Below are 12,547 nucleotides of genomic sequence, written 5' to 3'. Positions count from 1 at the left end.
ATTTTCCTTATGGACCTATTAGGCTATTAATGCTGATGATTAGCTTTGCGCTTGCCAGGCAGACAGCCGCACGCAGGCACCACTTGCGACTATAGTGCCACTTGGCTCACCAATAGCTGAGCCGCCGGCTTCTTCGATACTGATAAGCAGGGATTCAGAATCCTTGATCAAACGCCACTCGGCGTTTGTCAGCTGGCGAGAAAAGCTGCTCACATTCAGTGGGATTTCGCCTAAACTGCGGGTTTGCCGATCTGTTTTGGACGTCACCCACAACTCCAGGGTTTCGCCGCTGGCAATCTCGGGCAGCGTAACTATATCTAGCAATAAGGTCTGGCTTTGGCCATAAGTCGCCGCCACCAATTGCGGTTTTTGGTTATTGTCCGCCAGTACGGCCACGTAACTTAAGGGGCCGACGGGTGGGGGTTGAGTGGCAATAAATACACTGAGTAAAGCCAGTAACAGCAAGGAACAGGCCGTTGCCCAATGAAAGAATTTGGGGGGCAATACCTGATACCATGAAGATGGTGCGTTGGGCGTCGGTGGATCAATTTTCGCCTGGATCTTACGCCAAGTATCAGCCTTAGGTGCAAGGACAGGAGTCTTGTCATCAAGTGGCGACATTTTATCCTGCCAAAATTGAAGTCGTTGAGTTAGTGACGGATATTCTCCTGTTTGCCTTAACGTGTTAACCCGGCGCCGGACCCTTTGGGGCAGAGTACCCAGCACATAATTAGCGGCCAGATGTTCAACCACTTTGGGCTGGTGATAGCGATTTAATTCTCCAGACATTGCAACAACCTCTCAAGGCCTCGTTTGAGCCATGATTTTACCGTATTTACCGGTTTTTCAAAATGCGCGGAGATTTCTTCGCGGCTAAAGCCATAGTAATAAGCCATTAAAATGGACTGTTGTTGCGCCTGTTCGAGGCGCGCTAAACAGATCTCCAGTTGCTGATCTATTTCGCATGACTTACCTTGGTCAAGCCCATTATCCACCAGTGATTCGAAAGTGGCCAAATCGGCTTTTATTTGGCTGCCTTCAATGCGTCTATTTTCCAGCTTTAGACGGTCAAATGCCCGGTAGCGCACTATAGATGCCATCCAAGTCATAGGTTGGGAGACATCAGATCGATACTCTGCGGCATGGGCCCAAATTTGGATAAAAGCTTCCTGAAGTACTTCGTTGGCCGAGTCGATATTGTTCAAGATACGGTACGCAATGCCGTTTAATTTGCTGGCTGTCTGATCGTAGAGCTGTTTAAAGGCCGCTTGATCCTTCAGCGCACAGCGAGCCAACAAGTCTGGTAATTGTTCAGGAATATTATGCTCCACAGGTTTTCACTATCCATTGCTTGGTTGATACTATTAGTCAATTACGCCAGCTTTGCCGAAAAGTTGCAGCCATCCACTAAGCTTAGTGGTTATGTTGGTGTTTTTCCTAGCCCCATTATTTTCATTTAAGGTATAAATTACGCGGTTTGTTTAGCCAGGGCTACGCCAGGTTAGCACAACATTTTGCGGCACTAGCGAACACCCCTTGCTATGGTTGCCCTAACAGACTAAAAATAAACATGGGTTTGTAAAAAAAACCTCTCACTGCCACGCTGTGGCTGCTGGGGAATGCCCTCGGATGAGCGAACACCCAGGCGCAATTGCAAGCTGGAGATAGGCGTGTACTCCGCTACTAGTGAAAAACGAGTCTCGTGGTTTTCGGCTGTATCGTCATCCGGGTCGAAATATTCAGAGGTGAACTTCAGATTTAGGCCTTGTTGCCACTGGTAGTTTATTTCAAATAAAGCCACTAACTGGCTAACGTCTTGGCTAACCTCTGCCTGCGAGTCTGCCTCGGTGTTGATCCAGTCTAGTTCACCAAGCAGGGTGATATCGCCAAAGCTTGCGCCGGCGTATAAGTTAAACATGCGTTGTTGATTTTCATCGGCGGTATTGACTAACGCAGTCGCGCCGAGGCGGAAATGGCTAAATAGATGTTCGCCCCTTATTCCGTACATAAATTTGTCATCGTTGTTGGTTACCGCACTGGTTCCGTTGGTGACAAATAAATTGATATTCGACTGGCCATATTGCAACCCTAACTCTACACCGTTGTCGCTATTGTCAAAATTAAAGCCGGTTACCTGCCGTACAAAGGCTGTGTCATCTTCCAGGCGCAAACCAAAAGGCACATACATTTTACCCGCCTTTATATAATGGTTATTACTAAAACGGTAAAGCAAGAAGGCCTCGCGATTAATGGCTGCGCCGGGGCCAATTTGCTGATCCAGATATAAGGTCAAGCCGCTATCTTTTGGGGTGATGGCAATATACAGTTGGGCCGAGTCTACTCTGAAGGTTGAAGACGTGTTGTCCGCATCGTCCCTAGTATGTTCGGCGTTATAACGCACGTTGCCGCCCAGACTGAGAAACTCATTGATCTTACCCAGATCGGCCGTTGTGAGATCCGATGCGTTCACCGGCAGTTGATTGTACCCATAAAGATTGCCAAAGGTGTTGCGTGCGCCGCCTCCTATGGGATTAATGTGACAGCTACTGCATTGCATATTGTTCTTTATCGCCAGATAGGGTTCAGCCTGACTAGCTAAACTAAACAAGCTGCAGACAATGCCCAGGCCTACTAACAGGACTTGAACGCATACAGCGTATCGTTGATTAAAATTGATGTTCATAACTAAATTCTCCTCCTGGAAAACCGTCTCGGTCACCGTCTAACCACACACCTGATTGACTAAACACGCTAGTAACATTGGCTTGGTTAAGTCGAATGCTCAGCTCGGTCACGTCTGTTGCTGCGGGCAAACTTAGCTCAAGTTGGCTGGAATTGACCCACTTTAGAGTCAAAACGCTGCTATCTAGCGGCCACTGGGTATCATTGTTAGCAGCCAGTAATTGTATGTCGGCGCTACCCAGTGAAGCCGGATCTATGGGTTGACTAAATCTTAGGCTTATTGATGTCGTTGCCCTGTCTTGGATACGCTTAACGCTGGCGTGTGCTACAACCAATTGTTGGGCGTCGATTGGTGCACCGTTTTCGATCCAGGCGCGAAAAACCGCGATGGTGTCCCCAGGCAGCCCAGGTTGCCCCAAAGGCATCTGGTTACCGGCCTGGGGATCACCGATAATTTTCAAAAACAGAAAACTTTGCTCGGCGTTTTGCCCGGCTGATATACGTTTAAAGGTTGGATTGGTGACTGCGTCTACGTTAATCAAGTTAGCGATTGAGGTTTGCAGATCATCCATACGCAGCCCTAGCGGCGCATTATTGCCTGCGTGGCATTGGGTGCACATGGGGGTCAGCACGTTTTCCTGAATAGAAGCCAGGTTGGCTTGTATACCTTGCGGAACTGGCGGTGGCTGCTGACCAATAGGTTGACCTTGGGCATCCAGTCCGGTTCCGTCACCAGCACCGCACCCGAATAAGAGCGGTGTAATTAATAACGATAACCCTATGGGTAAAAGTGTTCTCATGAGTCTCTCCAAAGACATAAAATGGCTACCGGGCACAACACCAGGTAGCCGTTTAATTGCAGGGATGTCCCCTGTCTTGCCTTGAGTCAGGCTTATGGAAGGGCGATATGCCATGCGCCATATACGCCCGTGGTATCCCCCATATTTATGTCGAACTCGTAGAAATACAGCGGCTCCCCTTGGTAGGTCCATTGCAAGGTGGTTGATGAATCGGACTCGGTACGGTTAATGATTTGCCACTCACCAAATCCCTGATCGGCGCTGGTGGCATACAGCGGTGGCCAAGTAACGGCGCAGGAGTCAAAACAAGTCGATTCACCTGAGCCAACCACATCGTTATCGAAGGTATAGAGGGTTAGGTCGGTTAGCTCACCAGCGGTTTTGCCTTGGCTGGGTAATACATTGCCGTGGCCAATAAGACCATTAACCGTTGTGCTATTAGATGTAAGCGTCAGCATACGCACGGGAGCAGGGCGGGCGACAAACCAAACATCCCCTACCGCTTCACCATTTTGTTCACCTGCCTGGCTATCACCGGCAAAAAAGTATAAGGGCATGCTGTTCAGGGCCCACTGCTGGTTGCCGTCATCCCGGGTGAATATGGCAAAAGGTGGGCTGGCTGTGTCAGTTTTACTGGCCAGCAGGGCAGGCCAGTTGCTCATGCAGGTGCTACTGGTGCAGGTGCTTGTTTCGGAAACATCGCTATCAAAGGTATAGAGCTGAAAGCCACTTTTATCGGCGATCGTGGGCATAAATTCGCCACTGCCATTATCCATCAAAGCTAATACTTCACCATCTGTTGCCAGGCTCTGACCAATTGCGCTGGCTGAGGCAACTATGCTGGTGGTAATAGGGGGAACCACCGGAGCTGGTCCGATTATATGCCACACACCGCCTACATCATCGCCATTGGCCTGGGCTTTGTCACTGTCGCCACTGAAAAAATACAGGGGTTGCTGAGAATATGCCCATTGCATCGAACCATCAGCCCGGGCAAATTGAGTGAAGTCGCCAATGTTCTGTTCGCCGTCGCTGACTAAATAGGCTGGCCAGTTCAGGGCGCACGCATCGTTACAGTTAGATATTTGCGCTTCGTCATTATCGAAGGTATATAAGGTGAACTGGTCTTTGTCTGCTGAGGTGGGCTCTAAGGCGTCACCATTGGCGGAATTTGGCAGCAGTGCTGACACCCTACCGGTGGCGGTTAACAAAGTGCCGGCGTTATTGGTACGTATGATGGCCGGTTCTTGGGTAGCGCTATGCCAAACATTATTGACGTTATCACCGCTTTGCTCACCGGGCGCAGCGTCACCGGCAAACAGGTACAGAGGCTTACCTTTATAGGCCCATTGTTGCTGACCCTCGACTCTATCAATTAGGCTTAGCATGCCATCCGGCTTGGCACCATTGTCAGTCAGAATAGGCGGCCAAGTATTGATACAGCCTTCGCTATTGCAGGCAGAGGCGTCCAGTGCGTCGTTATCGAATATATAGAACACAAAGCCGTCTTTATCGGCGCGAAACGCATCTAATGCGCCACCAACTGACGTTGCCGATAAGATACTCTGATTGGCGGTGTAAGTGGCGATATTGTCCAAAGCCGAAATTTTCACCGGCATGGGCCGCGCCAAATCCCATACCCCACCCACCCCGTCGCCACTGGTATCACCTTGGGCAGAGTCATCGGCAAAGGTATACAGGGCGTAGCCTTTGAACGACCATTGCGCAGTGCCATCGCTGCGTTCAATAGAGGTAAAATCCGTGGTCTGCACCGCACCGTCAGCTGCCAGCACTGGTGGCCATCTGCCTGCGCAACTTGTGGCATCAGTAGTGGAGCCGGGGGCATCGCCAGTGATTCCGTTGCAGTTAGACACGCCTTTTTCATCGTTAGCGAAATAGTATAACGACAAGCCATTTTCTGCGCTAAAAATCGTGCCTGTGTTGTCAAAGGACAGGGTGGCCGGTGACACAACCTGTTGCGGGAATTCGATCGTGGTGGGTTCCGGTGGCGGTGGAGGTGGTGGCGTATAACCGTTACCCGAATCACTACCACCGCAGGCGGCAAGTAAGGTGGCGCCAAAGGAGGTGGCGATTATTTGGGCAAGTTGGTGCTGTCTCATGAGTGATCTCCGGGTAAAGTTATGGGTATCAAAGCCATTTACGCCGGGATTGGCAGAAAGTTGCGTCTTATGAGAATTATTTTGTTGGCTGTCAGTCGGCCAGCCAGGAGGTAAATTTTTCGCAACGTATAGTCAAAAAAAAATAACAGCTAAACTAGCTGGCTGAAAGGGCATTTAGCAAAGCGAGACAGCAACAAGGGCAGATAGCCACTTTGTCATCCCTGATCAGTTTACAGACCAGCAAACACTGACGGTTTATGCCGCCCATTTTATCCTATAGAAAACGGCAAACATGCCTATTACACAACAGGTTTGCCATGCACCAGCTTGCCCTTGTTTAAGACTCTGAGTGCGTGTGCCGACAGCAAACGAGCAAAATAGTGATGCCAGATAAGATCAACTTGCACCTTGGCAGCAATACGCTGATATTGCGTTTCCCCCAAAGCAGCATCTGAGCTAGTGATTTATGTGGGTCATCGACAACACCACTAGCATGAAAGTGATTCAAGGGATTTAAATACTGCAACTGAACTAACCGTTCGCCACTTATATCTCGCATGGCATCACGCACCTTGGTGTGATTTGCATATCGGCAAATACACTCAAACCGGAGGTCAATAAAAGTGGTATCAAAATCAACATTAACAATTTAAATCGCACTAAATAAATCCCGTAAGCCACCTGAACGTTAGGGCTGCTGGCTAACTCACTGGGAAACAACAACATTGCCAGCAAAAGACGCCTGAAATATTTCAGTTGGGTGATGATCACATGACAAACTTACAGGGCCTGACCCTAGCTAACCTGCAGTACACATGGCAATCAGAAATTAGGATCCTTTTAATTCTGCGTCTTAGAATCTCGTTACTTCAACACCTTGTATACTGTTATTTTCATCATCCAGTAGGGCTGAAGGTTCACCCTCAAAATGTTTGTTAAGGAATTGGTGGATAAACCGGGTGATGAGTATGCCGCTACTGTGTTGCTGAATTTCTCCTAATGGTTTTTGCTGTGGAAAATCCCAATTCCAATAGAGCGAAAAATCTGAGAATGAATTGTGGCTTAAATCAGTAAATACAACAGCGTAAGACTCACGGGTGATTTGCTGGAAAATATCCTGTGCAAAAGCGGACTCACTTTGCAGATAAAGATAGGGTTTATTCAGGGTGATCCCCTCTCTAGCGAAAACTGTCCCGTCGATATTAATGGCTGCTTTGATGCGCAGGTCATGACTTGCGCTAAAAAATGCCGCCGCGCCACCATAAGAATGGCCCATTACGCCTATGCGCTTGTCTATTTTTCCGGAAAACAGGCTGGTGGCTGACGCTGATAATTTTTGCAGCTGGTCAAGCACATATATTTGATCCGCTGACCAAAGAGGAAGATCTCTGCCTAAATTGTCCGGTGGTAAATTTTCCGCGTAAACCATATCACTGCCTGAAAATTCAGAGTACGCAGCGCCATAGGGATGATTGATTGAGGCCACAATAAAGCCGTGGCTTGCTAGTTCCCCTGCGATTTGCATATGCACTTCCGGCATAAAATAATATCCATGAGAGAAAATGATCAGTGGATATGAGCCGTCCAGCTCGCTGACGCTGGCGTCCGCTTCGATATCCCACTTACGCCCATCGTAATTGCTTCTGCGCAGTCTTTTGTTGTCCAGTGGCGCAAAGTTTTTTTCGAATCCCCAAAATCCATCAGGCAACAAGGGCAAACGGTTTTCCGAATAGTGTTCGTCAGTCGGATAAAACAGTTTTACCATCAATTGGCGTTTGGCAGACGGGTCTGCCAAATGGGGTTCGTTTCTGGTTTCATCAATCCAGTAAAAATCTGTGTTACCCACATTAAAATCACCCGTCCAATGTGGGACTACAAATTTAGTATCCACACCGTATTTGATGCCACTAGCACTGTCTTTATCTTGAGGGGTACAGGCGGCTAACAGAAACAGCAAAACATATAGACAGACGAGCTTCACAGGCATAATTTTCCTTTTTAGGTTGCGCGGCTAAGGCTGTGGGTCACATCAACGTAGGCATTGATAGATAGATGGTGGGCATGCACATTTTGTGATAAATACCTTGCCTGAAAACTATAACATATCCCGCACCGTAACTGCTAACAGACATAAGTTCACGCAATGATCCCCGGGCTGATCTGCCGCAGAGGGTAATTAGGGTAAAAATATTGCTGCCAACTAATGAGGCGCCATTTTTTGGTTAGATTTTTTTGCTAGTAACTGCTGTTTAATTAATCCCAGATATTCTGCTGTTTTTTAAAATAAAAGTAGCCGTGAGGCACCCAAAAACTCGGAATAGTGGCTGCTTTTTTGGGCTGGGCCAAGTTGTCCGCCAGTATTTGTGCAATTTCCTGTAAACGTGTTTCGCTTAAGTGAGCAAGTTGCTGTTTATTTGCATCATAATACAGGTTTTGAGTTCTAGATATGATGGTTTCCTGGCGTTGAGCGGTGAGCTGGAGGCCGGTGGTAATTATTTTACATCGTGGTTCATAAGGGGTTGGCGGGCACAAGGCGTTAACTATGGCGTAATCGTATTCACTATGCGCTTGTTCGTCAGTTGGCTGCGCAACAAATACCACACCATAACCTTGGGGGAAATGCCCCACTAATTTGATAAAACCCAGGGCTGAGGCATGACTGACGGCTCCTTTTTGCGCGGAGAACTCAATGACCATGGCAGCTTTAGGTAAATCATTGAAATTAAAGCCGGGTTTAGTGGATAGCACTATTGAGGTATAAATTTGTGTGACTTTCAGCACATTACCTAACCCAAACTTGGGATTTACGGCGTCATTTAACAAACTGCGAATGAGGCCAGATCTATTATTGTCGCGTTTCTCAAAAGCCTCTTTACGTTGGCGATATTCCGCGCTGTTGTCGTCTTCCTGTTCAAAGTGACTATTGCCCAGTCCATGAGCCACATATTCAAGGGTTTGCTCATGGCTCATAATCAGAAACGGCACCCTTAGTTCTTTCTCTAGAATACGAAACTCATCTAATGAGCCATCCGGGCCCTTGAGCAAACGTTGAATTTCCGGGTGCTGTAATCCAACATCCTGTAACAAGCTGGCGCTGATTAGCGGGATGGCTATGTCACGCTGGAATTGACTCAGTTTGTTTGGCTGGTTACTAAAACGAGTGGCCAGATTAAAACGGCTGGCCACATATTTATTGTCTAGTTCTTTGTCTTTGAGCAACTGGTCGAGTAAGCGCATGGCTAACACGGCCTTGTAAAGGGGTTTAAATTTCTTGTGGATATGGGCGACACTTTTCCCTTCGCTGGGAGAAAGTAACAACAAGGTGCCTAAAAACTTGGCACTCTTGCGCTGGGATTCTTGCCAGTCTTTTCCTTCACTTAATTCAATAATTTTCAGGCAGACCTGATTTAAGGCTTTTAGCCGGGTGTAGCGTTTGCGATCTTGTTTTCCTTGTTCTTCACTAAGGGCTTTTTGAGCTCTGTTTAAACGGGTACGGGCGTCTGCCTTTTTTGCATCAACTTTCGCCTCATTGACCTCCTGTTGCGTATTTTGTCGGTCTTGCTCTAGTTTGTGGAGGATACGACGTTCGCTATCCACCGAGACAAAAAATAGTTCAGCCTGCTCAAATAAAGAGTCCCTGGCTTGGGAGGAATTATAAACTTTTAACAATAAGGCGTTTACCGCTTTTGTGAATGTACTGTCATCTGTTGTCTGCGGCATAAAACTTTTTCTCTCTGGTCGGCGTCCTGCCGGGCAAAGCAATATAGTGCAGTCTAGTGTAACCTAATGCATTTATACAACTATTTGATTTTGCGTATACTTTGTGAATTCAGAGCAATTATATTTCTAAGATCACTTAGGGAATGAAGTTCAATTACGTCCTCGTACGAGTAATGAAAATATGCAGCTATAGGATATCAGACTTAACATTTGTGAGGCATGTTACATTAGAATAGCTGGGGCTTTATTTTTCGCTAAACTTGCCAGCATTGAGCGACGGCTGGACAGCGCTTAAGCCGCCTGAAGGCAATTATTGCTCACCGAATACCTCCATTTTGCATTTTTTGTTAAGGATAAAATAACGTGTTTAAAGGCTGTGTGATTTTTCTGTTGGCTGTGACTTTGTTTGGCTGTCAATCTGCCACCAAGGTCGTCAGGAATGATGTAGTAGGCTTGATAGACAGCCAGGCTTTGTTAGCCCGGTTTGCCGGGTTTAATGAGCAATACCAGAACTACCGTCCAACGGCGCTAGAACTGCAAGCCATCAGGCATGTTGAGGGTAAGACGTTAGTTGTGCTGTTTGGTACCTGGTGCCACGACAGCGAACGGGAGGTGCCACGTCTTTTGAAGACCCTCGCGTTAGCCGATGTTAATCTGGCCTCTTTGCAATTGCTCGCGGTGCCCCCTAACAAACAGTTGCCTGAGGGAGACCACAAATCTTTCGCACTGCGTTATACGCCGACTTTTATTTTGTTTGAACAGGAGCAGGAACTAGGACGGATAATTGAACGGCCTGTGCTAAGTGTGGCAGAAGATTTAGCCGCAATGTTGCCTGTACTTCAGTTTTGAATTTACTGGTGATTGGGGAAGTGCAAACAGCAATATGTGTCTGCGCAACTTCCCCCTGTGTCATTGTATTACAGCCTTGACTAAGACCAGATGCCTAAATTATTGTTCGAACTTTATATCCAGGGTGATGTTGGCATTTAATAATTTGGACACCGGACAGTTTTGCTTGGCGTCGTTGGCTATGTTTGTCAACTGCTTTTCACTGATACCTGTAACCTTAGCCGTTAACGTCAGTGCCGATTGACTGATTTCAAAACCGTCATCCACCTTATCCAGACTGATTTTAGCTGTGGTTTCTAACTTGCCATCATCGTAACCAGCTTCTGCCAGGGCGAAAGACAATGCCATAGTGAAACAGCTGGCATGGGCCGCGGCGATAAGCTCTTCAGGGTTGGTGCCTTTGCCATCTTCGAAACGGGTGTTAAAGCCATAAGGTTGATTGGCAAGGGCGCCGCTCTGGGTGGAAATACTGCCTTTGCCAGGTTTACCTAAAGGTTGATAAGTTGCACTACCGGATTTAATAATACTCATACATGACTCCTAATGGGATTGACGCTTAACTGATATTACGAAAAGGTTAAACATGAGACGAGCTAAGGTCTATGCAAAACCTCTGCCTTTTCACAGGCCAGCGATAACCCAATAGGTCTATAGGACTCTGGCAAGGTGTTATTTAAAGGCACTTACTGAAGTGGTGCCAGAAGGATCCTATATGTCCAAGCCCATGAAATAGTGCCTTGTGAGATTGATTTAAGGCCAAACGAGGCGACGCAAATAGTATGTAGACTTTAAATTGATAATAAACGGATAAAACTTTACACCCAGCCAGTGCGTCACTTATTCAGACAACCACAGTTTTGCTAGCGGCGGTAAGAACGGTAATTTTTACAATTCCAGGTGTAAATCAATACAGGTTAAAATTAGTAACATTAGGTCACACTAGCAAAATTTTAATACCAATAAGTATCAGGATTATCCCTCCGAAAAGTTCGGCCTTGCTTTCCAACCATTCACCACTTTTGTTGCCCACAAACACGCCAATAAAACTAAATAGCCAGGTGACAAGGCCAATGGTCAGGCAAGCCAATAAGGGATTGATGTCTATTAAAGTAAGGGTGAAGCCCGCTGCAAGGGCATCTATGCTAGTGGCGAGGGCTAAAATAAGCATTACCCGCTGGGTGATCTGGGCGATGTCTTGTTCAATTCCCTCAACCAAGGATTCGTATATCATCTTTGCGCCGACGAATACCAATAATATGAAGGCTAACCAGTTTGCGTAGCTGCCAACCCAGTCGATCACTCCCATGCCACCTAAATAGCCAATCAACGGCATTATGCCCTGAAAAATACCGAAATACATGGCTGCCATTAAGGCCAAGGTTAAGGGCTTCAGACTATGTTTGGCACCTAAACCTATAGATACCGCGAATGCATCCATACTTAAGGCCAGCGCTAATAACAAAACTTCTACCATTGTCTATCACTCCATTTATTGCTTAAGCACTTGCCCAAAAAACACCTATTCAGTGTTACGCGGCTAATTATATCCTCTAAATCACCTTGCCCGCTAATTACTGGGAAATTAAATAAATTGTGGCTTCGCTACAGTTTTTTACCTATTGCCAGACGCTGAAATTATATCTCAGTATAGCGGTTCTCTTAAGGTATCGGCTGGACGTTGGCAGACCACTTACTCGTGACATTTTTTGTCCAATTTCGAACGCTTAGGGTGGAACGTACAACCAATTGATCTGCAGTTATATGGGTAAGCAATTTAGGAATAATATGAAATATAAAACAATTTTATTATTGATCAGTTTGCAGTTTTGCACGGCGAATGCCTTGGCAGAAAAAGCGGTATTGGCTGGGGGCTGTTTTTGGTGCATGGAGTCAGATTTTGAAAAACTCGAAGGAGTGAGCGAAGTGGTATCTGGCTTCACCGGCGGCAAACTGCAAAGCCCTACCTATAATGGTCGCCATGACGGTCATTATGAAGCGGTAGAAATCACCTATGATCCAAAAGTCGTCAGCTACAAAGAGCTGCTTGCCTACTATTGGACAAATATAGATCCCTTTGACTCCCAAGGGCAGTTTTGTGACAAAGGCCATAGTTACTTAAGTGCAATTTTTGTGGCCAATGAGGAAGAACGTAAGCTAGCCCAACAATCCAAAAAACAGGTAATTGCAAAATTCTCTCAACAACAGGTAGTTACCCCAATTCTGACAGCGTCACGATTTTATCCGATTAAGGGTGAGGAAAGTTATCATCAGGATTTTTATAAAAAAAGTCCGGTACGTTACAATTTATATCGCTGGAACTGTGGTCGCGACAAGCGTCTTAAAGAAATTTGGGGTGATCAAGCAGATCACTGACAA

The 12,547-nt window shown here is 46.7% G+C and carries 11 protein-coding genes; 2 read left to right on the top strand and 9 right to left on the bottom strand.

The genetic code is table 11. The features are described 5' to 3' along the window. Positions 1–39: 39 nt before the first annotated feature. The 7 genes from AC3RV5_RS19605 to AC3RV5_RS19575 all read right to left on the bottom strand — a co-directional run bounded on the left by AC3RV5_RS19605 (position 40) and on the right by AC3RV5_RS19575 (position 9,322). The gene (locus AC3RV5_RS19605; protein WP_489729255.1) at positions 40–789 is read right to left on the bottom strand and encodes an anti-sigma factor; all 750 of its coding nucleotides are present in this window, start codon (positions 787–789) and stop codon (positions 40–42) included. After that, positions 774–1,331: an RNA polymerase sigma factor gene (locus AC3RV5_RS19600; RefSeq protein WP_489729254.1), complete on the bottom strand. Its 558-nt coding sequence runs from the start codon at positions 1,329–1,331 to the stop codon at positions 774–776. The genes AC3RV5_RS19605 and AC3RV5_RS19600 overlap by 16 nt, the downstream gene beginning before the upstream one ends. Positions 1,332–1,558: 227 nt before the next feature. Next, positions 1,559–2,683 carry a hypothetical protein gene (locus AC3RV5_RS19595; RefSeq protein WP_489729253.1) on the bottom strand — a complete coding sequence of 375 codons (1,125 nt, stop codon included), beginning with the start codon at positions 2,681–2,683 and terminating at the stop codon, positions 1,559–1,561. Beyond that, the gene (locus AC3RV5_RS19590; protein ID WP_489729252.1) at positions 2,667–3,482 is read right to left on the bottom strand and encodes a hypothetical protein; all 816 of its coding nucleotides are present in this window, start codon (positions 3,480–3,482) and stop codon (positions 2,667–2,669) included. Before AC3RV5_RS19590 ends, AC3RV5_RS19595 begins: the two co-directional genes overlap by 17 nt. 92 nt (positions 3,483–3,574) lie before the next feature. Continuing rightward, complete coding sequence (locus tag AC3RV5_RS19585) at positions 3,575–5,602, bottom strand: hypothetical protein (protein ID WP_489729251.1); 2,028 nt, start codon at positions 5,600–5,602, stop codon at positions 3,575–3,577. Between the two features lie 853 nt (positions 5,603–6,455). Continuing rightward, complete coding sequence (locus AC3RV5_RS19580) at positions 6,456–7,589, bottom strand: alpha/beta hydrolase family protein (RefSeq protein WP_489729250.1); 1,134 nt, start codon at positions 7,587–7,589, stop codon at positions 6,456–6,458. Positions 7,590–7,855: 266 nt separating this feature from the next. After that, the gene (locus AC3RV5_RS19575; protein WP_489729249.1) at positions 7,856–9,322 is read right to left on the bottom strand and encodes a hypothetical protein; all 1,467 of its coding nucleotides are present in this window, start codon (positions 9,320–9,322) and stop codon (positions 7,856–7,858) included. A 363-nt stretch (positions 9,323–9,685) separates the two neighbouring features. On the opposite strand from AC3RV5_RS19575, the gene AC3RV5_RS19570 reads away from it, so the two are divergent. Further along, positions 9,686–10,171 carry a thioredoxin domain-containing protein gene (locus tag AC3RV5_RS19570; protein WP_489729248.1) on the top strand — a complete coding sequence of 162 codons (486 nt, stop codon included), beginning with the start codon at positions 9,686–9,688 and terminating at the stop codon, positions 10,169–10,171. 99 nt (positions 10,172–10,270) lie between these two features. On the opposite strand, the gene AC3RV5_RS19565 is transcribed toward AC3RV5_RS19570, so the two are convergent. Together AC3RV5_RS19565 and AC3RV5_RS19560 are read right to left on the bottom strand one after the other, a co-directional pair. Further along, positions 10,271–10,702, bottom strand: coding sequence for an OsmC family protein (locus AC3RV5_RS19565; RefSeq protein ID WP_489729247.1), 432 nt, complete (start codon positions 10,700–10,702; stop codon positions 10,271–10,273). Positions 10,703–11,105: 403 nt separating this feature from the next. Then, a complete protein-coding gene (locus AC3RV5_RS19560; RefSeq protein WP_489729246.1) occupies positions 11,106–11,645 on the bottom strand; it encodes a manganese efflux pump MntP in 540 nt (179 codons plus the stop codon). Between the two features lie 311 nt (positions 11,646–11,956). Between AC3RV5_RS19560 and msrA the strand changes: the two genes are divergently transcribed. Beyond that, a complete protein-coding gene (gene msrA / locus AC3RV5_RS19555; protein WP_489729245.1) occupies positions 11,957–12,544 on the top strand; it encodes a peptide-methionine (S)-S-oxide reductase MsrA in 588 nt (195 codons plus the stop codon). Positions 12,545–12,547 lie beyond the last annotated feature (3 nt).

The organism is Paraglaciecola sp. IT1134 (genome assembly GCF_058068185.1).
This window is presented reverse-complemented; position numbering and strand designations above follow the sequence as displayed.

What these genes read in the sequence shown, in the direction of transcription:
- AC3RV5_RS19605 (WP_489729255.1), bottom strand. Translation starts at nt 789, where the DNA reads ATGTCTGGAGAATTAAATCGCTATCACCAGCCCAAAGTGGTTGAACAT.
- AC3RV5_RS19595 (WP_489729253.1), bottom strand. Translation starts at nt 2,683, where the DNA reads ATGAACATCAATTTTAATCAACGATACGCTGTATGCGTTCAAGTCCTG.
- AC3RV5_RS19590 (WP_489729252.1), bottom strand. Translation starts at nt 3,482, where the DNA reads ATGAGAACACTTTTACCCATAGGGTTATCGTTATTAATTACACCGCTC.
- AC3RV5_RS19585 (WP_489729251.1), bottom strand. Translation starts at nt 5,602, where the DNA reads ATGAGACAGCACCAACTTGCCCAAATAATCGCCACCTCCTTTGGCGCC.
- AC3RV5_RS19580 (WP_489729250.1), bottom strand. Translation starts at nt 7,589, where the DNA reads ATGCCTGTGAAGCTCGTCTGTCTATATGTTTTGCTGTTTCTGTTAGCC.
- AC3RV5_RS19575 (WP_489729249.1), bottom strand. Translation starts at nt 9,322, where the DNA reads ATGCCGCAGACAACAGATGACAGTACATTCACAAAAGCGGTAAACGCC.
- AC3RV5_RS19565 (WP_489729247.1), bottom strand. Translation starts at nt 10,702, where the DNA reads ATGAGTATTATTAAATCCGGTAGTGCAACTTATCAACCTTTAGGTAAA.
- AC3RV5_RS19560 (WP_489729246.1), bottom strand. Translation starts at nt 11,645, where the DNA reads ATGGTAGAAGTTTTGTTATTAGCGCTGGCCTTAAGTATGGATGCATTC.
- msrA (WP_489729245.1), top strand. Translation starts at nt 11,957, where the DNA reads ATGAAATATAAAACAATTTTATTATTGATCAGTTTGCAGTTTTGCACG.